General features: G+C 62.6%; 15 protein-coding genes. 7 read left to right on the top strand and 8 right to left on the bottom strand.

Annotation, left to right across the window (positions count from 1 at the left end; translation table 11 throughout):
• Positions 1-66: 66 nt before the first annotated feature.
• From pqqE to R5R73_RS03165, 6 genes are all read right to left on the bottom strand, one after another.
• Complete coding sequence (gene pqqE / locus R5R73_RS03185) at positions 67-1,203, bottom strand: pyrroloquinoline quinone biosynthesis protein PqqE (protein ID WP_322528764.1); 1,137 nt, start codon at positions 1,201-1,203, stop codon at positions 67-69.
• A complete protein-coding gene (pqqD, locus tag R5R73_RS03180; RefSeq protein ID WP_322528763.1) occupies positions 1,200-1,526 on the bottom strand; it encodes a pyrroloquinoline quinone biosynthesis peptide chaperone PqqD in 327 nt (108 codons plus the stop codon). Before pqqD ends, pqqE begins: the two co-directional genes overlap by 4 nt.
• A complete protein-coding gene (gene pqqC, locus R5R73_RS03175) occupies positions 1,523-2,389 on the bottom strand; it encodes a pyrroloquinoline-quinone synthase PqqC (RefSeq protein WP_322528762.1) in 867 nt (288 codons plus the stop codon). Before pqqC ends, pqqD begins: the two co-directional genes overlap by 4 nt.
• Positions 2,386-3,321, bottom strand: a complete 936-nt coding sequence (gene pqqB / locus R5R73_RS03170; protein ID WP_244179825.1) for a pyrroloquinoline quinone biosynthesis protein PqqB — start codon at positions 3,319-3,321, stop codon at positions 2,386-2,388. Before pqqB ends, pqqC begins: the two co-directional genes overlap by 4 nt.
• A complete protein-coding gene (pqqA, locus tag R5R73_RS19265; RefSeq protein WP_075569317.1) occupies positions 3,318-3,395 on the bottom strand; it encodes a pyrroloquinoline quinone precursor peptide PqqA in 78 nt (25 codons plus the stop codon). The genes pqqB and pqqA overlap by 4 nt, the downstream gene beginning before the upstream one ends.
• 136 nt (positions 3,396-3,531) lie before the next feature.
• Positions 3,532-5,553: a DEAD/DEAH box helicase gene (locus tag R5R73_RS03165; protein WP_322528761.1), complete on the bottom strand. Its 2,022-nt coding sequence runs from the start codon at positions 5,551-5,553 to the stop codon at positions 3,532-3,534.
• Positions 5,554-5,678: 125 nt separating this feature from the next.
• Here R5R73_RS03165 and R5R73_RS03160 point away from each other — a divergent pair, with 125 nt between their 5' ends.
• Entirely contained in the window at positions 5,679-6,110 is a 432-nt protein-coding gene (locus R5R73_RS03160; protein WP_071232745.1) for a hypothetical protein, read from the top strand.
• A gap of 69 nt (positions 6,111-6,179) precedes the next feature.
• The gene (locus R5R73_RS03155) at positions 6,180-6,494 is read left to right on the top strand and encodes a putative quinol monooxygenase (RefSeq protein ID WP_322528760.1); all 315 of its coding nucleotides are present in this window, start codon (positions 6,180-6,182) and stop codon (positions 6,492-6,494) included.
• 729 nt (positions 6,495-7,223) lie between these two features.
• Here R5R73_RS03155 and R5R73_RS03150 read toward each other — a convergent pair.
• Complete coding sequence (locus R5R73_RS03150; protein ID WP_322528759.1) at positions 7,224-8,237, bottom strand: IS30 family transposase; 1,014 nt, start codon at positions 8,235-8,237, stop codon at positions 7,224-7,226.
• Between the two features lie 72 nt (positions 8,238-8,309).
• On the opposite strand from R5R73_RS03150, the gene R5R73_RS03145 reads away from it, so the two are divergent.
• The 5 genes from R5R73_RS03145 to R5R73_RS03125 all read left to right on the top strand — a co-directional run bounded on the left by R5R73_RS03145 (position 8,310) and on the right by R5R73_RS03125 (position 17,113).
• A complete protein-coding gene (locus R5R73_RS03145) occupies positions 8,310-9,557 on the top strand; it encodes an SLC13 family permease (protein WP_322528758.1) in 1,248 nt (415 codons plus the stop codon).
• A 110-nt stretch (positions 9,558-9,667) separates the two neighbouring features.
• Positions 9,668-10,552, top strand: coding sequence for a LysR substrate-binding domain-containing protein (locus R5R73_RS03140; RefSeq protein WP_322528757.1), 885 nt, complete (start codon positions 9,668-9,670; stop codon positions 10,550-10,552).
• A 233-nt stretch (positions 10,553-10,785) separates the two neighbouring features.
• Positions 10,786-14,004, top strand: coding sequence for an FAD-binding and (Fe-S)-binding domain-containing protein (locus R5R73_RS03135; RefSeq protein WP_322528756.1), 3,219 nt, complete (start codon positions 10,786-10,788; stop codon positions 14,002-14,004).
• Complete coding sequence (locus tag R5R73_RS03130; protein ID WP_322528755.1) at positions 14,001-15,347, top strand: VOC family protein; 1,347 nt, start codon at positions 14,001-14,003, stop codon at positions 15,345-15,347. The genes R5R73_RS03135 and R5R73_RS03130 overlap by 4 nt, the downstream gene beginning before the upstream one ends.
• Positions 15,348-15,583: 236 nt before the next feature.
• Complete coding sequence (locus R5R73_RS03125; protein WP_322528754.1) at positions 15,584-17,113, top strand: aromatic amino acid ammonia-lyase; 1,530 nt, start codon at positions 15,584-15,586, stop codon at positions 17,111-17,113.
• A gap of 381 nt (positions 17,114-17,494) precedes the next feature.
• Here R5R73_RS03125 and purL read toward each other — a convergent pair whose 3' ends face one another.
• A complete protein-coding gene (gene purL / locus R5R73_RS03120) occupies positions 17,495-21,436 on the bottom strand; it encodes a phosphoribosylformylglycinamidine synthase (RefSeq protein ID WP_322528753.1) in 3,942 nt (1,313 codons plus the stop codon).
• Positions 21,437-21,709: the final 273 nt, after the last annotated feature.

The following is a 21,709-nucleotide window of genomic DNA, read 5'->3' as shown; positions in this document are numbered from 1 at the left end:
AGTCTATCAAGCGTTGGCGCGGCGGCCTATCGGAGAGGAGGCGGCCTCCCCGTTCCCGAATCTTCGCTAGGCGGGCTGGCGCGAAAATCGGCGATAGATGAATTCGTCGTCGCGCCGGGAATCGACGATCGCCAGCGTCTGGATCTCGTCGTGATAGGGCGAAAGCTCGCAGACCGGGTCCATCTGGGTCGCGTCACCGGTCAGCATCAGAGCCTGACAGCGGCAGCCGCCCCAGTCGATCTCGCGGCGGTCGCAGCTCTGGCAGGCGTCCGGCATCCAGGCGGTTCCGCGATAGGCGTTGAACGCGGGGCTTTCCTGCCAGATCTCGCCCAGGGCATGGTCGCGCACATTCCAGAACTCGAGACCGGGGATGGTCTCGGCGGCGTGGCACGGCAACACTTTCCCCAAAGGCGAGACATTGAGCGACTGACGCCCCCAGCCATTCATGCACGGCTTGGGCAGGCGCGCGTAGTAATCCGGCACCACGGCGTCGATCACCAGCTTGCCCTTCAGCCGCTCGCGGGCCGCCTCCACCAGTTCGAGGGCTTCCATCACCTGCTCCCGAGGCGGCATCAGCGCACCACGATTCTGAAGCGCCCAGCCGTAATACTGCGCGTGAGCGATCTCGAGGCGCCGCGCGCCCAGCGCCAGCGCCAGCTCGACCAGATCGGGAATCTGGTGAAGATTGGCACGATGGATCACGCTGTTGAGCGTCAGCGGCAGACCGACGTCGGTCACTTCCGCCGCAAAGGCGAGCTTCTTGTCGAAGGCCCCGGGAAGATTGGCGATATGGTCGTTGACCTTCGCGGTCGCCCCCTGCACCGAGAGCTGGACGTGATCGAGCCCGGCATCCGCCAGCGCCTCGAGCCGCGCGCGACTGATGTTGACGCCGGCGGTGATCAGGTTGGAGTAGAGGCCGTGCTCGGCGCAGCTCGCCACCAGCGTTTCCAGATCCTGGCGCAGCGCCGGCTCACCGCCGGAAAGATGCACTTGCAGTACGCCGAGCTCGGCCGCCTCGGCGAAGACCCGCTGCCAGGTCTCGGTATCGAGCTCCTCGCGCTTGCGGGTCAGCTCGACCGGGTTGGAGCAATAAGGGCACTGCAGCGGGCAGCGATGGGTCAGTTCCGCCAGCATGCCAATAGGCGGTGGCTGACCAGAGGGCTGACTAACGGGCCGCTGTCGCGCTTCCGATGGGGTATTCATGCCACTTCCAGAACGTTCTTGGTGATCAGACCGGCGAGCATCGCCCGCACGTCGGCGAGAATGCGATCCCGCGGCGCGGCGAACGCCTGCACCAGATCGTCGACGATGGCAGCGACGTCACGCTCGCCGTCGACGCGGGTGAGCACCTGCTGGGCAATCGGATCGAGCTGGAACACCCGCTCCGGCGCCAGCAGCACCCAGCCGCCACGAGCCTTGTCCTCGCGTAGCCGCACGCCGCGCGGGATCCTTACCACGTCGCGCTCGGCAAGCGCCGACACGCCGCCGGCATTGCTGTCGAGATGGGTATCGCTATCGGCACTCATCGGGCAAGCCTCCCGTGGTCATTCAGGCTGTCACTCAGGCTGCCACTCATGTAGCCACCCAGGCCGTCACCTTCGATCTCCTGCCCTTCGGTGCCACTGCCCCAGGCGCCCGGCGGCACCTGACCCGATGCATTCGATCCGGCGCCAACGTAGGCATGTTGAAGAGCATCGAGCATCGCCCACAGCACGCTGCACTTGAAGCGCAAGGCATCGATGACCGCCTGCTGCTGGTCGGCGCGATGCGCGTGGCGCTTGACGTAATCGAGTGCCATCTCGGCATCCCGCGGCGCCTGGGTCAGGCGCGGCTCGAAGTAGGCAAGCGTCTCGCGGGAGACGAAGTCGTAGTGTTCGAGCATGCCGCGCACCCGCTGGCCGATCACCATCGGCGAGAACAGCTCGGTCAGCGACGAGGCGATCGCCTCGAGCAGCGACCGGTCACGCACGAAGTGGGTATACGCCTCGACCGCGAAGCGCGTCGCCGGGAGGATGCCCCGCGTCGAGACGACCAGCTCCCGCGACAGGCCGAGGCCATCGGTCAGTTTGAGCCAGCGTTCGATGCCGCCCTCGCCCGCCGCTTCGCCGTCATGGTCGACCAGCCGCGAGCGCCAGGTGCGGCGCAGTTCGGGATCGTCGAGTCTCGCCATCAGCGAGGCGTCCTTGATCGGGATCATCGCCTGGTAGTAGTAGCGATTGAGCGCCCAGGCCTGGACCTGGCGCTTGTCGAGCTCGCCGTTCTGCAGCATCAGCTGGAACGGATGACGATGGTGATAACGCGTCTCGCCGACCTCGCGCAGTCGGGCTTCCAGCGCCTCGACGCTCAACGGTTCGGTCAGATCTGGATGATTCTCGAAGGTCAGGCTCAACAGCTCAACTCCATACCGTCGTAGGCGATCTCCCAGCCGGCGCGTTCGGCCGTCTGGCGCTCGGGGGAATCCGCGATCAACACCGGATTGGTGTTGTTGATGTGGACGAAGACGCGCTGGCCCAGCGAGAGATCGGCCAGCGCCGCGATACTGCCCTCGGCGCCGGACATCGACATGTGGCCCATGCGGTTGCCCGTCTTGTGGCCGACGCCGGCGCGCACCATCTCGTCGTCGCGCCACAGGGTGCCGTCGAACAGCAGCAGATCGGCACCGTCGAGGCGCGCGGCCAGCGTCGGCGTCATCGCGGCGCAGCCGGGGATATAGTAGGCGCGCCGGTTCCCGCTGATCAGTTCGACGCCGACCGTGCTTTCTCCTTCGACACCGATCTCGACCTGGTCACCTTCGAGATAGAGCGCGGTCTTGCCCGGCACCGCGAACAGCCGGGCCTGCAGCCCGTCGAGCAGTGCAAAGGGCTGATCCAGGGCGATGGATTCACGGCTGACATGTTCGGGGTTCAGCACATCGAAGATCGGGCTGCCACGCAGCACATCCTGGATCATCGGCGTCGCCAGCAGCCGGAACGGCGAGCTCTCGCGAAGATTGAGCAGCCCGCCGACATGATCGACGTCGGCATTGGTCAGCAGCACGCTGGCGATCGGCGTATGCCGAAGGCCCTGGCGCGGATGCAATGCCGGCGTCTGTTGAATCTGTTTGAGAATATCGGGCGCGCAGTTGATCAGCGCCCAGTTTTCGCCGTCAACGCTAACGGCGATCGAGGATTGGGTCCGTGGCGTGACGCGCGGATCGCCCTCCCAGACCAGGCGGCACACGTCGCAGCGGCAATTCCACTGAGGCGAACCGCCACCGGCGGCCGCCCCCAGTACGCGCAGCTGCAGAGCAGCGCCGCCGCGCGCGTCTTGCTGCGGGTTCAAAATTCAGCGGGCATATAGTCGTTGATTTCCATGCCGACACAGATTTCCTTCACTTCCGGGGTCGTCCAGCTCATGAGGAGCTCCTTGCTTAACGGTTTTGAGGGGCAGCGCCCTGATCGGCGCCTGCGGCGACACTCGAGCGAGCGCTGCTTCATTCTAGTCAAAAGGTCGCCATTGCCCCAACGAATTTATTAGCAGGTAAATCATTTTTCACACTTCGCCCCCTGCGGCATCCGCCTTGCGATAACGGCCAACGTAGTCGAACAGTTTCTCTTCGACCCGCCAATGTCGGCCGCTCTTGCGGCCGATGACGAAGTCCGGCGCGCGCAGACGCCCCGCTTCGGCAGCCGCCTCCTCGGCCGAACCGGGCCGCCAGCCACTGCCCGGCGCGCGCAGATGCTGGCGTAGAAAGACGCGGTCGAAAACGTGCCGTTGTGCCGGCGTCTCCAGCCCGAACCATTCGTTCAGCGTCTCGCCATCCTCGTCGTGGTAGGTCACCTTGAGCCGCGGCACGCCGCGCCCGTTGGTGGTCGCCTCGAGCTGCATGCCGCTGACCCGAAGCACCTTGGCATGACGCAGTTTGAGCGCATCGCGCAATTTGTCGTCCGGATCGACCAATCGCTCGCCGCAATGGCCGCAGGCACGCGCGGCGATATCGTTCTCCCCGCCGCACTGCTCGCAGACCTTGAAGCGGAAGCGGAACGTGCATTGATGTCGGCTTTCCAAGGCGCCCGAAGCCGCGCCCTTCCCTTCACCCGCGCCCGAAGCCGCGCCCTTCCCTTCACCCGCGCCAGAAGCCGCGCCCTTCCCTTCACCCGCGCCAGAAGCCGCGCCCACATCAGGCTCGCCCGCCGGGTTTGACCTTTCGTCTTTCGCGCGGGGTTGGGCGCGATGGAGAGCGGCGCGTGTAGATAGCACCAGCCCTTGGCAACGCCGGCCGTGATGTTCGATCACGAAGTCGCCGTCGCGCTTGCCCCAGAAGGTATTGGCGAAGCCGCACTCCGGGCATTCGACCTGCACCGGCTCGCTCTCGCCGTCCGGGCGCGCCTGGGCAATCTCCGGCGCATAGAGCTCCCACGGGTTGCCGGCATAGTCGAGGATCAGGCAGTCGGTCTTTCCCGGCGAGAGCCGCAATCCGCGGCCGACGATCTGCTGATAGAGCCCCACCGATTCGGTCGGACGCAGAATAGCGATCACATCCACATGCGGCGCATCGAAGCCGGTCGTCAGCACCGCCACGTTGACCAGATACTTGAGCTTTCGCGCCTTGAACGCCGCGATCAATCGCTCCCGCTCCGGCCCCGGCGTCGCCCCGGTCACCAATGCACTCTCCTCCGAGGGCAGCAGCCCCAGCACTTCCTCGGCGTGCGCGACGGTGGCGGCGAAGATCATCACGCCCTGGCGATCGCGGGCGCGCTCGATCACGTCATGGATGATCTGGGGCGTGGCGCGGTTGCCCTGGACCACACCGTTGAGATCCCGCTCGGCAAACTGGCCGTTGCGCTGTGGCACTAGCTGCGAAAAGTCATAGAACGCCAAGGCGCCATCGATGCGTCTGGGCTCGGCGAGATAGCCCTGACGCACCATCACCCGCAGCGGCTGCTCGAACACGCAGTCGCGGAAGAAGGCATCCTCCGGCCCTTTCACCATGCCGTGGTAGTGGCGGTGATAGAGAAACCCCTCGCCGAGACGATACGGCGTTGCCGTCAGCCCCAACACCTTGAGGTTGGGCCGCGCTTCGCGCAGCCGCGCGATCACCTTCTCGTAGGTGGAAGCGCTGCGCTGGCGATCATCCTCGGCCTTTCCGGCACCGCGAGCCAGCGCCTCTTTTGAAATCGATAGGCGATGGCATTCATCGATCACCAGCAACGTGAAGTCGCCGGTGGCGAAGTCCGCCAGCCCGTTGACCACCGACTGCACCGAGCCAAACACCACCTGGCGACCGCTTTCCTTGCGTCCCAGACCGGCGCTGAAGATGTCCGCCTCGCGTCCGTAGGCCAGGTACTTGGCGTGATTCTGCTCGACCAGTTCACGGACATGCGCCAGCACCAGCACCCGGCCTCGCGCGCGGCGTGCCAGCTCGGCAATGACCAGCGATTTGCCGCTGCCAGTAGGCAACACGACCACGGCCGGATCGTCGCTGCCCCGGAAGTGAGCGATGACGTTATCGACGGCTTGCGTCTGGTAAGGGCGGAGCTGGGGAAAGGCGTTGGCCGAAGGAAATTTGGGCATGGGCGGCATGTTAAACCTCGACGCCATGGCCGCCAATTGGCTTCTCGCCGATGGCGTCAGTTGTCTTACAATGGGTTCATTGTCATCGGCGCCTTGTCGCCGCAACTCGACTTCGGAGCGTCTTCATGCAGTCTGACACATCACACGAAGCCCCCACCCCGCTCGAACGCTATATCGAGCAGCTGCGCGCCATGGAGATCGACATCGAGGCCATGGACGCCCAGGCGGCGCGCATTCGTCAGGACAATCTCGAGTTCGTGCTGGTCGTCGCCACCGACGAACCGGCATTCTTCCAGCTGATGCTGCCCGGCGTGTGGCAGGCTGCTGCCGCCACCAATCGCACGTTGCTGCTGGAAACCGCCAACGACGTGATGAATACGCTGAAAGCCGCCAAGCTGGTGGTGCACAACGAGGCCGTTCACGTCAGCGTCGAACAGTTCGTCGAGGGGCCGGATCAGGGCGTCGCGCTGATTCCTGGATTGCTGGAACTCCTCAAGAGCGCCGTGGCCGAATTCCAGGAACGTCTCGGCATGGGCGAGGCGCCGCGCGTACACTGATGCCCAGGCCGGCGTGTCGGCGACGACGCGCTCGCCATTGCCCCGCTCAATTTCGATAAGGAGATCACCATGGCCGAATCCACTCACTTCGTGGTCATTGCCGAATTCCGCATCAAGCCGGGCCAGGTGCCGGCCTTCCTCGCACTGGCCCACAACGATGCCAGCGAGTCCCTGACCAACGAGGAAGGCTGCCTGGCATTCGACGTGCTGACGCCGGAAGGCAGCGAAGACATCGTCGTGCTTCACGAGGTCTATCGCGACCGGAACGCCTTCGAGCATCACATGCAGATGCCGCACTACCCGCCGTTCAAGGAAGGCACCGCTCCGCTGCTCGATGGCGAGCCTTCGGTACGTTTCTTCTACACGGCAGCGCGACCTGCTTGAACCGCCCACTCAAAAAGTCGCGATGCCCAGTCTCGATTGTCGAGGCCGTTCAAGCTCAAGTAGCGCGGACTCAGCCCCGCCTAGGTCTCCAGGGAAGAAACGTCTCTAGACCTTGCGCTCGCCGTGCTCGGGCTCGGGCTCGGGCTCGGCATCGCCTACCCGTATGGCATTACCACGGCCGGCATTGCGGTAAGTGTGGCGTCATCCGCGTAACTTGGCGGCTACACCTACCTTCACCCCCCCCTATTTCAGGCCTTTCTTCGCGTTGGCGGAAGGCCAAGAGAAACCGACGATGCCGTATAAGGCGCTGCGACATAGCGCCCAATGGCATCGAATCGTCACGCCAACCAGCGTCGCCTACTGGCACAGTACTTGCCGTCGCGCATTGCGCCACACTCGGCCTCTTCTTATCGCTCTGGAGCTTTCTGCATGGCAGTAGCCATGGTTCATGACGTTAGATCAATGTCTAATTGACACAATCATATATTTAAAAATGCATTCATTACATTTTAGAATATCAAAAGTCTTTTTTTTCGTTTGAGCCCACATCACTGAAAATACTAAAATTATTACCATCAGCAACAAACTACGACAAACATATAATATTATTTTAACTGCAGAAAAGCCAGCCATTAAATCAATCAGTCCGACGAAATAATCTGTCCGCCAACCTGAGGAAATCCGATGCTTGACTGGATCACATGGCGGTCTCAAGTTCCAAGCGCAACACTATTGAAGTGTGTCTGGTCCAGCGATTGATTTCTTGAGAACGTCCGCGTAAACCTCCAGCGGCGTCCGCCAATCCAGTGTCTGGCGTGGCCGTGTGTTCAGCGAGTCAGCGATCGCATCGAGTTCTTCCTGGCTGTATACCGAGAGATCGGTGCCCTTCGGCAGATACTGCCGCAACAGGCCGTTGGTATTCTCGTTGGAGCCGCGCTGCCACGGGCTGTGCGGGTCGGCAAAGTAGATCGCAGTGCCGGTCCGCTGGGTAATTTCGGCGTGCTTCACCATCTCCCTGCCCTGATCGTAGGTCATGGAGAGACGCAGGGATCGCGGTACCTCATTCAGCTTGTCGCTAAACCCGATGGCAGCGGCCGTGGCGGTAGTGCCGTCCAGCTTCGCCAGGAGCACCAACCGAGTGGTGCGCTCTACCAGCGTGCCGACAGCGGATCGGTTGTTGGCGCCCATGATCAGGTCGCCCTCCCAGTGGCCGGGCATCAGCCGGTCCTCGATCTCGGGCGGTCGCAGGTGGATGCTGACCAAATCAGGGATTTGGCCGCGCCGATCCTTGCCACGGCTGCGTGGCCGACGTTTGCCATTGCCCTGCCTCAGGCAAGCAATAAGTTCTTTCTTGAGGCTGCCGCGGGGCATCACATAGAGCGCGTTGTAGATGGCTTCGTGAGAGGCTTGGCGCTGAGTATCGTCAGGAAACATGCCCTTCAGTGTGCGGGCTATTTGCTGAGGAGACCAGTACTTGCGCAGCAGATAGGCCACCAGCTCGAATAGCTCCCCATCGGGATGTAGCTTGGGGCACCGACGAGTCCGATGACGTGCCAGCCGTGCCCGATAGCCCGCCAGGCTGGCATCGTAGCCTGCGGCAACACTGACCGTATGACGAGTGAGTTCTCGTGACACGGTACTTGGCGCACGGCCCAGGTGACTGGCGATGGCCCGGATCGAATGGGTGGCTCGCATCATCATGATGGCAGCTCGGTCTTCAGCAGTGAGGTGGCGATAAGTCATGGTAACACGGTACCTGATGGGTCACGTGTTGCACTTGGTCATTGAGACCGCCCATCCATAGATAAAGCCTGGGTGGCTATTATCATTATCTTAGTCACACTTGGCGTCTTTATACTGGACAGGATCACGATCTCCATTACCGCCATGATATCAGCATTAGCCTTCTATCTATTAGGCACCACTGACTACCAGAGCGTTTATTCGGGCTTCTCAAGCACGGTAGTCATGCTGGTGTTTGGAATGATGATCGTTGGTGATGCACTTTTCCAGACCGGGCTTGTACTGTTTCTTGGAAGAAAGATAACTAGAAGTCGATTTGCTAAAAACGAACTAACCTTGATGATTATACTAATGATCATGGCAGGCTTAGTATCTGCTTTCCTGAGCAACACAGCCACTATGGCCACACTGATCCCCCTTATTGCAGCCATAGCGGCGAAATCCAATGGTGTTATCAAAACCAAGAACCTGCTAATGCCAATTGCTATGGCTGCTTCAATTGGTGGCACATTGACGTTGGTTGGGTCGACGCCTCAGCCCTTGGTCAACGGGGTTTTATCTCAGTACGATTACCCACCCATTGGCCTGTTCGATTTTGCTATCCTAGCCGGCCCCTGCTTCCTGCTGATGATGGCTTACATGATAACCATTGGTTACAAAGTACAGCATAGTTCCTATAATTTTTCCGCCCCGGAGCTGACCGATAGCACAATGCCCGATGAAATCCAATTGACGCTTAAGACCTGGATCTCCGGCGCGACCATGCTGTTTTGCATCATTTCATTCGTCACGGGGCTATTTCCCATCGGTATCATCGCCATCATCGGTGCGGCGATCGTGCTCGTCACCCGATGTGTCGATTTCAAACCCTGCATGCAGCGGGTTGACTGGAACACGATTTTACTACTGGTTTTTGCTCAAGGAATCGCTGCGGGAATGAATAATTCTGGGGCGGGAAAAATGATAGCGGACATGACAGCAGGTGTTATCGGGAACGATTTTTGGATTTTGTTCTGTGCCTGCATTGTCGTTACCGTAGTATTGACGAATTTGATGTCCAATACCGCGACGGCCGCCATGATGGCGCCAATTTTCATTCAAATAGCCGACTCTCTCGGTTACAATCCTTACCCTTTCGCACTGGGCATCGCCGTTGCCTCAAACATTGCCATCGCCACGCCGATCGGCGCTGTCGCCATGAGCCAAGTCCTAGTGGGCGGCTATCGTTTCCGAGACTATCTCGTTAACGGACTCCCTCTCACCATCGCTATGACCTTGCTCATCTGCATCTGGGGGCCTCTCGTTCTTTCCTCCCATTGACCGCTTCATTGCAGCAGCCACCAATAAGTGCGCATGCAGGTATGCGTGGCTGCCACGTTCATCGAGACTAAAGACGTCGTCGCACTGTCTCTCACAAGGCTTCGATCCTCATGAGTTATCGGCATCTTCCAACGTTAATTGCCATGCGATGTTTCGAGGCCACCTCTCGGCATTCTAGCTTTACCCGAGCCGCAGCAGAGCTGAAAATCACCCAGAGCGCTGTCAGCAAGCAAGTCCTGCAACTGGAAGCGATTCTCGAAAAATCCTTGTTTCGCAGAGTTGGTCGAACGCTAAAGATGACCCCCGAAGGCGAAATCTATCTCTCCGAGGTAAAAAAAATTCTGGCGCATGTCGAACAGTCGACCTACGGAATTCAATCCTATTCTGGTTCCAATAAGATTCTGAATATTACGGCGCCACCGACTTTTGCTGCTAGGTGGCTAATGATGCGCCTCGAGGGGTTTACTGCTTGTTATCCTGACATCCATCTGGATATCAGTATGCGACTCGACCCGTTCAATCTAGACGACGAACATGTGGACGTTGCCTTTTTCTACGGACATGGGGCATGGCCAAGTGCAGAGTGCCGGTTCCTCTGTTCTGAAACCATGATCCCCATTTGTTCACCGAGACGTTATCGGCAGGACACACCCGCTAACGCTCGCTCCCTGACCTCGATCGGGTTACTTCAGGCAGCATTTAGACCTAACCTTTGGCAAGAGTGGTTTACGAGTCAAAACCTCAGCATCAGACAAAGCTATCTAGGTCCACGCCTTGGTACTTTCGACATGCTGATCAGCGCTGCCAAGGCGGGATGCGGTGTCGCGTTAGTACCCGAATTCATGGTGGCTGAAGAAGTGCTTTCTGGGGAGTTAAGTGTCGCTTGGGATCATCGCCTGCTGAGTCGCGACGCCTACTATATCGCCTACTCTGGCCACAAAAGCGAAGACTTCAAAATCAAAAGCTTTGTTGACTGGATACATGATAAAGCCTGAATCTAAATCAACACTTTTCGGAATAACCGACTGCATTTATTTCGCTTGTCCCTCTGTCGAGCCAGCGAGTAGTGTCTGCAGCGTAAGATTACATTCGACGTATCACATTTCCCTGACACGACGTGAATTTCAACTCTCGACATCGGCGTCTCTCGTCTTGATGTTAGCCGGCCGATGAAGGCAAATGCTCTAGCGTTCACTGCATGAAATTCGCTCCGAGAATAGAATGCCCCATGATTGCAAGGCTCGACCCGGCCAGCGCCGACCTGGCCCTCGACAAGAGCTACCGCCGCTTTCTCGATGATCTCGAGGCGGAAGGCTTCACCGGCGAGATTGCGCCGGACACCGCCAACCGAATGGTATTGGCGACAGACAACTCGATCTATCAGCGTCTGCCGCAGGCGGTGCTCTACCCGCGCGACGACGCCGACCTCGAGCGCATCGCCCGGCTGATCGGCACGACGCGCCATCGCGGCATCGTGCTGGCGCCTCGCGGCGGCGGCACCGGCACCAACGGCCAGTCGCTGACCGATGGCGTGGTGGTGGATGTCTCGCGCCACATGAACCGGATTCTCGAGATCGACGTCGACAATCGCCGCGTTCGGGTCCAGGTAGGCGTGGTCAAGGATCAGCTCAACGCCGCGCTCAAACCGCACGGCCTCTTTTTCGCGCCGGAGCTCTCGACCTCCAATCGCGCGACGATCGGCGGCATGATCTCCACCGACGCCAGCGGCCAGGGCAGCTGCGAGTACGGCAAGACGCGCAACCACGTATTGGCGCTGAATGCCCTGCTCATCGGTGGCGAGCGGCTATACAGCGAACCGCTCGCCGCCGAGGCGATGACGGCGACCTGCGAACGCGACGATGCCGTCGGCCGCGTCCACCGCGCGGCCCACGACATTGCCGAGACGGAGCGCGAGCGTATCGCGACCCGCTTTCCGCCGCTTAACCGCTGCCTGACCGGCTACGATCTCGCGCACCTTTACACCGACGACGGCCACTTCGATCTCAACAGCGTGCTGTGCGGCGCGGAAGGCTCTCTGGCACTGCTCAACGAGGCAACGCTCAACGTGCTGCCGCTGCCGAAACATTCAACGCTGGTGAACGTGCGCTACGCGGGCTTCATGGAGGCCCTTCGCGACGCCGAGACACTGATGTCGGTGAGCCGACCGACATCGATCGAGACGGTCGACGATACGGTGCTGATGCTGGCGATGGAGGACTTCGTCTGGGACAGCGTCGCCGAATTTTTCCCCGAGACGACAAACGATACGCCGACGCGCGGCATTAACCTGATCGAGTTCAACGACGACGATCCCGACCGCCTGACCGCCCGCGTCGCCGCCTTCACCGCCCACCTCGGGGCTGACGCAAGCGTCGAGCGAATCGGGTATACCCTGGCCGAGGGCCGAGCGCAGATCGCACGGGTCTACGCCATGCGCAAACGCGCTGTAGGCCTGCTCGGCAACGCCAAGGGCGAGAAGCGCCCGATCCCCTTTGTCGAGGATACAGCCGTACCACCGGCGGTGCTGGCCGACTATATCGCCGAGTTCCGCGCCTTGCTCGATGCCCGCGGGCTCGACTACGGCATGTTCGGTCACGTCGATGCCGGCGTGCTCCACGTGCGCCCGGCCATCGACATGAAAGACCCGGCTCAGGCGGCGCTGATTCGCGAGCTCTCTGACGAGGTAGCGGCGCTGACCCAGCGCTACGGCGGTCTGCTATGGGGCGAGCACGGCAAGGGCGTGCGCTCGGAATACTCGCCGCGCTTCTTCGGCGAGCTCTATCCGGCCCTGCAGCGTCTGAAAGCGGCGTTCGACCCGCATAACCAGTTGAATCCGGGCAAGATCGCGACGCCTCTTTTCACCCCGCCCGAAGAGGTGGGGCAAATTAAACTACCCGAAGACGCGAGCCACGTGGATGAGACCACCCCGAGCGCCCGGTCTGCGGAAATTGGGATCGTCGACGGTCACGATCCTGGGCTGCTGGCGGTCGATGGCGTACCGACCCGCGGCGAGCGAGACAGCCGGATCGATGAACGCGTCTGGCAGGCCAACGCCAGCGCGGTCTACTGCAACGGCAACGGTGCCTGCTACAACTATGACCCCAACGACGCGATGTGCCCCTCGTGGAAGGCGACACGCCAGCGCGTGCACTCACCCAAGGGGCGCGCGAGCCTGATGCGCGAGTGGCTCACGCGTCAGGGTGACTCGGGCGTCGATGTGCTGGCGGTCAGCCATACCCAGCAGCGTGGGGGGCTCGGCGCCTGGCTCAAGACGCAGCCGGGCAAGCTGCGTCGCGCGCTGGCGCGTCGGCGCGGCGAGACGGATTTCTCACACGAGGTCTACGACGCCATGGCCGGCTGCCTGGCCTGCAAATCGTGTGCGGGCCAGTGCCCGATCAAGGTTGACGTGCCCGATTTTCGCTCGCGCTTTCTGGAGAGCTATCACAGCCGCTACGCGCGGCCACTGCGCGACTATCTGATCGGCGGACTGGAGTTCGCGATTCCGCACCTGCAGCCGGTCGCCGGGCTCTACAACGCCCTGCTAGACCAGCGACTGGTCGATCGCTGCCTGTCGCAAGGGCTCGGCATCGTCGATTCTCCGCGCCTATCGCGCGCGAGCCTGAAGAAGGGGCTATCCGCCTGGGGCATCGCCGAGGCGACGCCAATCACCTTGGGGCGGCTGACTGACATCCAGAAGGCCCGCAGCGTGGTGCTGGTGCAGGATGCCTTCACCAGCCATTTCGAGGCCGAGCTGGTGCTGGATATCGTCGAGTTGCTGTCGCGGCTGGATATCCGCGTGTTCGTGGCGCCCTTCCACCCCAACGGTAAGCCGCTTCACGTGCAAGGTTTCCTGGGCCGCTTCCAGCGCGTCGCCGCACGCCAGGCCGACCGGCTCAAGACACTGTCGCGCTTCGGCATCCCACTGGTAGGCATCGACCCGGCGATGACGCTGACCTATCGCCAGGAGTACGTGAAGGCGCTCGGGCCGATGGCAGTACCCCCGGTGTCGCTATTGCAGGAGTGGCTGCTCGGCCTGGGTCCGGCGCTGTTACCTTCGGGATGGGATACCGACGCGGCGGCAGCGGCGGATCCCGGCTATAAGCTGCTTTCGCACTGCACCGAGAAGACCAACGCGCCTGCAAGCCCCAAGGGTTGGCAGCAGCTCTTCGCACGCGCCGGGCTCGCGCTCGAGCTGGTCGACACGGGCTGCTGCGGCATGTCTGGCACCTATGGCCACGAAGCGCGCAACCGCGACACGTCGGCGGCGATCTACGACCTCTCGTGGCGCTCACCGGTCGAGAACGAGGCCAACGCCGGGCGCCTGCTCGCCACCGGCTACTCGTGCCGCAGTCAGGTCAAGCGACTCTCCGATAGCCGCCTGCCGCATCCGCTGCAGGCGCTGCTCGCCTGCCTCAAGCAATACAATCCACCAGGAGTAAGACCATGAATGACTTCCTGCCCGAAGACGAGATACGAGATCGTTTCTCCAAAGCCATGTCAGCCATGTATCAAAAAGAGGTTCCCCAGTACGGTACGCTGATCGATCTCATCGAACAGGTCAACGCCGAGACATTGATCAATCAGCCGGATCTGGCAGAGAAGCTACGAGCCCAGAACGAGCTGGAGCGGCTCAGCGTTGAGCGCCACGGCGCCATACGTGTGGGAACGCCCGCCGAGCTATCGGGGTTGCGGCGACTTTTCGCGGTCATGGGCATGCACGCCGTCGGCTACTACGACCTGTCCGAAGCGGGTGTTCCCGTGCACTCCACCGCATTTCGTCCCGTGAACGACAATGCTCTCGCCCGTAACCCGTTTCGCGTATTTACGTCGTTGCTTCGTCTGGAGTTGATCGATAACGACGAGTTGCGCAAGAAAGCCGCCGAAGTCCTCGCACATCGACGGATCTTCAGCGCCGAGCTGATCGAGCTGATCGAAAGCTACGAATGCGCAGGCGGCCTATCGGAGACGGAAGCCGAGCGCTTCGTGAACGAAGCGCTGAAGACCTTCCGCTGGCACCAGGACGCGACGGTCGACTGGCAAACCTACAGCGCTCTACATGACGAACATCGCCTGATCGCTGATGTAGTCTGTTTCCGCGGTCCCCATATCAACCACCTTACACCCAGAACGCTGGATATCGATGAAGTACAGCGTCGCATGCCTGATGTCGGCATCGTGCCCAAATCGGTGATCGAGGGCCCGCCGAAACGTCGTTGCCCCCTTCTGCTGCGACAGACGAGCTTCAAGGCGCTGGAAGAGACCATCGTTTTTTCCGATCATCATGAAGGCTCTCACACCGCTCGCTTTGGCGAGATCGAGCAGCGTGGCATCGCACTGAAACCACAAGGAAGAGCACTCTACGACCAGCTGCTGACCGCGGCCCGACAGCAGACAAAGGGACTGGCGAACGACGAGCATCAGAGCATTATGGAAAAAGTGTTTTCTCGCTTCCCCGATGACGAACAGCAGCTGCGTATCCAGGGGCTAGCTTATTTCGATTATCGCCTGACACTACAGGCAGGGTCGCTCGAGGAGGTCGAGACAACGGACCTCGAGACCGCTATCGAGCAAGGCTGGGTGACGGCCACGCCCATCACCTACGAGGATTTCCTCCCCGTTAGTGCGGCCGGTATCTTTCAGTCGAACCTCGGTGGTGAGGAGACATCGGGCTATGCCGGAAACGCGAACCGTCAGGATTTTGAACAGGCGCTCGGGACCCGCGTCGTGGATGAACTTGCGCTCTACGCCAAGCGAGAAAAGGCTTCTCTCGACGCCCTTCCCTTCACTTGATCCGCCAGAAGCCGAATCATCTCGTCCTCGGGGTCGATAACCAAAGGGCCGGCAGGCTTGCGGTACGACGAAGGAAGCCGATACGCGACACGGCCGATCCCTCGGTACGTTTCTTCTACACCGCTACCCGTCCCGAGTAAGCCCATCGAAAAGAGGTGCCTGGCCGCCTCTGCTGGCCGCGAGCCTTGGCTCGCGGCTACACTCGGCGATCCATGAGCCTAACCGGACGCCGCCGCATGCCCCCGAACGCCCCGCAGGTCACTTTCGGCCCCGCGCCGCTATCCCTCGAATCGATCATTGCTCTGGCTGAACGCCGCGCCGAGTCGACACTCGAGGCCGATCCGCAGTGGCGCGCCAGGATCGACCGGGGCGCGGCGGTCGTCGACGGCTTGCTGGACCGCGAGGGGCAGATCTACGGCATCACCACCGGTTACGGCGATTCCTGCGTTACCGCCATTCCGCTCTCCCAGGTCGAAGCGCTGCCGCGCCAGCTCTATACCTTTCACGGCTGCGGGTTGGGCCGCTTTCTCGAACCCGAAGCGGCGCGGGCAGTGCTCGCGACGCGCCTGCAGTCGCTGTGTCAGGGCGTCTCCGGCGTGCGCTTCACGCTGCTTGAGCGTCTTCACGCCTGTCTACAGGAAGATCTGCTGCCCAAGATCCCCGAAGAGGGCTCGGTGGGAGCCAGCGGCGACCTCACGCCGCTTTCCTACGTGGCCGCCCTGCTGTGCGGCGAGCGCGAGGTGATCTGGCGGGGCGAAACGCGAACGGCAGCCGAGGCGCACGCCGAGCTGGGCTGGGAGCCGCTCACGCTGCGACCCAAGGAAGCGCTGGCACTGATGAACGGCACGGCAGTCATGACCGCGCTGGCGTGCCAGGCCTTTGGCCGCGCCGAATATCTGCTGAAGCTCGCTACTCGCATCACCGCGCTCAACGTGGCCGCTCTGCGCGGCAACCCCAACCATTTCGAGGCGAGACTGTTCGCGGCCAAACCGCACCCCGGCCAGTCTCGTATCGCCGCGTGGCTGAGAGCCGATCTGGAACTGGAAAATCTGCCACCACGACAGCGCTTGCAGGACCGCTACTCGCTGCGCTGCGCGCCGCATGTGCTGGGCGTGCTGGCGGATAGCCTCGGCTGGCTGCGCGGCTTCATCGAGACCGAGCTCAACAGCGCCAATGACAACCCGCTGATCGATCCGGACGTCGGAGACGTCATGCATGGCGGTCACTTCTACGGCGGCCATATCGCCTTCGCCATGGACAGTCTCAAGACGTTGACCTCCAACGTCGCCGACCTGCTCGACCGCCAGCTCGCACTGCTGGTCGACACCCGCTACAACCACGGCCTGCCGAGCAATCTTTCCGGCGCGCCGGCCGAACGCGCGATGATCAATCACGGCTTCAAGGCGGTCCAGATCGGCGCCTCCGCTTGGGCCGCCGAAGCGCTCAAGGGCACCATGCCCGCCAGCGTCTTCTCCCGCTCCACCGAGTGCCACAACCAGGACAAGGTGAGCATGGGCACTATCGCCGCCCGCGACGCCCTGCGAGTGCTCGAACTCACCGAACAGGTCGCCGCCGCCGCGCTGCTGGCGGCATTGCAGGGGGTACACCTGCGCAGCGATCCGCTGCCCGCGCCGCTCGCCGAGATGGTCGACAAGCTGCGTGAAGATTTCGCCCCGGTAGTCGAAGATCGCGCGCTGGATGGCGAGCTCAGGCGGTGTCTCGAGCGGATACGGGCGCGGCATTGGATGCTTTATCCGGAAACCTGAAAGGCGGTCACAACGGACTCAGCAAAGGACACGACTGCTTACGGTCTTACTATCCTTTTGCACGGTCTGAAGAGAGGGCTTAACGCTCGCCCTCTCTTCGCTCTCCCTCTCCTCGCGCCCGAAATCGCGAAACCCTGGCGGATTCGCCGGCTGCGCTTCGGGTCGGCGCACACGGACATCCTGTCCTGATGCGCCTCTTTCGACATCCATGTCGAAAGACCCGGCTAGCCGTCAATCCGCCAGCGCGCTTTCGAAGGCGCTGGCAGATATAACCATCCATAGCGATGTCCTCAGACAAAAAACCGGCTTGCCCCATCGTGTAGCACTCAGGGCAAGCCGGCTTCCATCGTCACGCCAAAACGCTGGCGTCAATCCCTTACATCAACCAACCCAGACGCGGGCATTGCGGAACATCCGCATCCACGCGCCGTCCTGCGTCCACTCCGGCGGGCGCCAGGAGTTGGTCACCGCGCGGGCGACACGCTCCGGGTGCGGCATCATGATCGTGACGCGACCATCCGGCGTGGTCAGGCCGGTAATGCCGGCCGGCGAGCCGTTGGGGTTGGCCGGATAACGAGTCGTGACCTGGCCTTCGTTGTCGATGTAGCGCATCGCGATCTGGCCGCTGGTCTGCATGCTGCGCAGGTGGCCGCCGTCCTCGAACAGCGCCTGACCTTCGCCATGGGCGACGGCGATCGGCAGGGTCGAGCCGGCCATGCCGGCGAGCAGGATCGACGGGCTCTCCTCGACCTGCACCATCGATACGCGGGCCTCGAACTGTTCGGAGTCATTGCGCACGAAGCGCGGCCAGCGCTCGGCGCCGGGGATCAGCTCCTTCAACTGCGAGAACATCTGGCAGCCGTTGCAGACGCCGAGGCCGAAGGTGTCTTCGCGTTCGAAGAAGGCGGCGAACTGATCGCGCGCGCGGCCGTTGAACAGTGCCGACTTGGCCCAGCCGCCGCCGGCGCCGAGCACGTCGCCGTAGGAGAAGCCGCCGCAGCCGACCAGGCCTTTCATGTCGTCGAGGGTGACACGCCCGGCGAGGATATCGCTCATGTGCACGTCGACCGCCTCGAAACCGGCATGATCGAAGGCCGCCGCCATTTCCATGTGACCGTTGACGCCCTGCTCGCGCAGGATCGCCACTCGTGGGCGCACGCCGGTCTGGATGAAAGGTGCGGCAATGTCGTCGTCGACGTCGAAGGTCGGACTGGCCGACAGCCCCGGATCGCGCAGGTTGAGCAGGCCGTCGAACTCGCTCTTGGCGGCCTCGGGGTTGTCGCGCAGCGCCTGCATCCGGTAGCTGGTCTCGGACCAGGTGCGCTGGGTCATGGCGCGGGTGGTTTCCAGCAGCGGCTCTTCGAACAGCGTCACGCGGACCTGATCGTCGTAACGCGGCCGGGCGATGACACCGCAAGTCTCGAGCCCGGCGGCGGCGAACTGCGCCAGCACGAATTCGGTATCCTGACGGTTGACCTGAATCACTGCGCCGAGCTCTTCGGCGAACAGCGCATCCATCGCGCCGACGGCATCGTCAGTGAGCCAGTCGAGCTTGATCTCGAGCCCGCCGCGGCCGGCGAAGGCCATCTCCAGCAGCGTCACGATCAGGCCGCCGTCGCTGCGATCGTGATAGGCGAGCAGCTTGCCGTCGGCATTGAGCCCCTGGATGACATTGAAGAACGCCACCAGATCCTCGGCCTCGTCGAGATCCGGGCAGACGTTGCCGACCTGACCATAGACCTGCGCCAACGCCGAGCCGCCGAGACGGTTCTGGCCGCGGCCAAGGTCGATCAGGATCAGATCGCTCTCGTCCTGGTCGAGACGCAGCTGCGGCGTGAGTGTGCGCAGCGCATCGTTGACCGGGGCGAAGCCGGTGATGTTCAGCGTCAGCGGTGCGGTGATGCTCTTCTCGTCACCCTCTTCTGTCTGCCAGGCAGTGCGCATGGACATCGAATCCTTGCCCACCGGCACGGCAATACCCAGTGCCGGGCAGAGTTCCATGCCCACGGCGTGAACGGCATCATACAGCGCCTGATTCTCGCCGACGTGGTCGGCCGCACTCATCCAGTTGGCGGAGAGCTTGATGTCGGAAAGCTGCGCGATCGGTGCCGCCGCCAGGTTGGTGATCGCCTCGGCCACCGCCAGCCGCGCGCTGGCCGCAGGATCGATCAGCGCCACCGGCGGGCGCTCGCCCATCGCCATCGCTTCGCCGGCGTGGGTGTCGTAGCTCGAGGTAGTCACCGCGCAGTCCGCCACCGGTACCTGCCAGGGGCCGACCATCTGGTCGCGGGCCACTTGGCCTGTAATCGAGCGGTCGCCGATGGTGATCAGGAAGCTCTTCGACGCCACCGTGGGCAGCCGCAGCACGCGATCCAGCGCTTCACGCAGGTCGAGGTTGTCGAGCCCCAGCCCCGGCAGGTTGAGCGTGTGCCGCTCGAAGCTGCGCTGCATCCTGGGCGGCTTGCCGAACAGCACGCTCATCGGCAGATCAACGGGATCGGCTTCGAAATGGCCATCGCGCACCGCCAGATGGTGCGCTTCGGTGGCTTCGCCGACCACGGCGTAGGGGCAGCGTTCGCGGACACACAGCGCATCGAAGGTGTCGAGCTGCTCGGGCGTGACCGCCAGCACGTAACGCTCCTGCGCCTCGTTGCACCAGATTTCCAGCGGGCTCATGCCCGGTTCGGCGTTGGGCACCGCACGCAGGTCGAACAGGCCGCCGCGGCCGCCGTCCTTGACCAGCTCCGGCAGAGCATTGGAGAGACCGCCGGCGCCGACATCGTGGATGAAGGCGATGGGGTTGGCGTCACCCAGCGCCCAGCAGCGATCGATCACTTCCTGGGCGCGACGCTCGATCTCGGGGTTGTCGCGCTGCACCGAGGCGAAGTCGAGATCTTCGCTGGAGGCACCGGACGCCATCGACGACGCCGCACCGCCGCCGAGACCGATCAGCATCGCCGGGCCGCCCATCACGATCAGCTTGGCGCCGACCGGAATGTCGCCCTTGAGCACGTGGCCGTCGCGGACGTTGCCGTAGCCGCCCGCCAGCATCACCGGCTTGTGGTAGCCGCGACGCTCGATGCCGCCGGCGCCCACCGCGTCGAGCTCGAAGGTGCGGAAGAAGCCGTTGAGGTTGGGCCGGCCGAACTCGTTGTTGAACGCCGCGCCACCGATCGGCCCTTCGAGCATGATGTCGAGCGCCGACTGGATCCGCTCCGGCTTGCCGTAGTCGAAAGCTTCCCACGGCTGCACGAATTCGGGAATCCGCAGGTTGGAGACGGTGAAGCCGGTGAGCCCCGCCTTAGGCTTGCCGCCGCGCCCCGTCGCGCCCTCGTCGCGAATCTCGCCGCCGGCGCCGGTGGCCGCGCCCGGATGCGGGGCGATCGCGGTCGGGTGGTTGTGGGTTTCCACCTTCATCAGGATATGGATCGGCTCTCGGGTCGCACCGTAGACCTGGCTGTCCGGCGCGGGGAAGAAGCGCCCGGCCGTCGGCCCTTCGATGATCGCCGCGTTGTCGCTGTAGGCCGAGAGCACCTTGTCGCTGGACTGCTCGAAGGTGTTCTTGATCATCTTGAACAGCGAGTGGGTCTGGGGTTCGCCGTCGATCACCCAGTCGGCATTGAAGATCTTGTGGCGGCAGTGCTCGGAGTTGGCCTGGGCGAACATCATCAGTTCGACGTCGGTCGGGTTGCGCCCGAGCTCGCCGAAGGCCTCGACCAGGTAGTCGATCTCGTCGTCGGCGAGTGCCAGCCCCAGTTCGGTGTTGGCGTTGGCCAGCGCCGGCCGACCGCCGCCCAGCACGTCCACCGTCGACAGCGGCGTCGGCTGGTGGTGCGAGAACAGCTTGGCCGCGTCGCTCGAGTCGAACAGCACAGTCTCGACCATGCGGTCATGCAGGTGCGCGACCATGGCCTCGTAGGCCTCGGCGCTCGGTGCGCTCTTCAATGTCACGCGGTAGGCGATGCCTCGCTCGATGCGCGCGACCTGATCCAGCCCGCAATTGTGGGCGATATCGGTGGCCTTGGAGGACCAGGGCGAGATCGTGCCGATCCGGGGAACGACCAGAAACAGATGGCCGTCGGCGGACGCACGCTGGTCGGCGTCGCTGCCACGGCTTTCGAAACCTTCGAGGCTTTGAACACCGTAGTCCAGCAGCCGGTCCAGCACTTGGCGAGCCTGATCATCGAGCTCGTCATGGTGATCGACGAAGTGGACGTAATGCGCGCTGAGAGACTCGACTTCGGGAACGACAGCGCGAAGATCGGCGAGCAGTTTGGCGTGACGGAATGCAGATAGCGCGGGAGCGCCTTGCAATTCGAGCATGGCGTGGAAAGCCTCCAGGACGGTCGAGGATCGCGTTTGTCTCATTTCGAGATACTGAGCTCGAGACGGGCAGCGATGCCGGGATCAGGGCGACATGATACTGGAAAGCGGCGGCGCTCGCTAAGTCAACACGCCGGTCTCGGTCGCAAGCCATGAATCCGGCGGGGAAGATACCGCCATGATCGACGCCTGATGCCCGCGTTTCGGGGTGCGTGGCAGGAAACCGAATGGATGACAGCGAGACGGTGGCCGGCTATGGTGTCCCGTCACGCT

The organism is Salinicola sp. LHM, assembly GCF_034479735.1.
Taxonomy (GTDB): domain Bacteria; phylum Pseudomonadota; class Gammaproteobacteria; order Pseudomonadales; family Halomonadaceae; genus Salinicola; species Salinicola salarius.
Note: the sequence above shows the minus strand (reverse complement) of the source record. Positions and strands in the feature narration are given on the sequence as shown.

Excerpts from the sequence above, each read along its gene's own strand:
- pqqE (WP_322528764.1), bottom strand. The coding sequence starts at position 1,203 with ATGAATACCCCATCGGAAGCGCGACAGCGGCCCGTTAGTCAGCCCTCT.
- pqqD (WP_322528763.1), bottom strand. The coding sequence starts at position 1,526 with ATGAGTGCCGATAGCGATACCCATCTCGACAGCAATGCCGGCGGCGTG.
- pqqA (WP_075569317.1), bottom strand. The coding sequence starts at position 3,395 with ATGAGCTGGACGACCCCGGAAGTGAAGGAAATCTGTGTCGGCATGGAA.
- R5R73_RS03165 (WP_322528761.1), bottom strand. The coding sequence starts at position 5,553 with ATGCCCAAATTTCCTTCGGCCAACGCCTTTCCCCAGCTCCGCCCTTAC.
- R5R73_RS03160 (WP_071232745.1), top strand. The coding sequence starts at position 5,679 with ATGCAGTCTGACACATCACACGAAGCCCCCACCCCGCTCGAACGCTAT.
- R5R73_RS03155 (WP_322528760.1), top strand. The coding sequence starts at position 6,180 with ATGGCCGAATCCACTCACTTCGTGGTCATTGCCGAATTCCGCATCAAG.
- R5R73_RS03150 (WP_322528759.1), bottom strand. The coding sequence starts at position 8,237 with ATGACTTATCGCCACCTCACTGCTGAAGACCGAGCTGCCATCATGATG.
- R5R73_RS03140 (WP_322528757.1), top strand. The coding sequence starts at position 9,668 with ATGAGTTATCGGCATCTTCCAACGTTAATTGCCATGCGATGTTTCGAG.
- R5R73_RS03135 (WP_322528756.1), top strand. The coding sequence starts at position 10,786 with ATGATTGCAAGGCTCGACCCGGCCAGCGCCGACCTGGCCCTCGACAAG.
- R5R73_RS03130 (WP_322528755.1), top strand. The coding sequence starts at position 14,001 with ATGAATGACTTCCTGCCCGAAGACGAGATACGAGATCGTTTCTCCAAA.
- R5R73_RS03125 (WP_322528754.1), top strand. The coding sequence starts at position 15,584 with ATGCCCCCGAACGCCCCGCAGGTCACTTTCGGCCCCGCGCCGCTATCC.
- purL (WP_322528753.1), bottom strand. The coding sequence starts at position 21,436 with ATGCTCGAATTGCAAGGCGCTCCCGCGCTATCTGCATTCCGTCACGCC.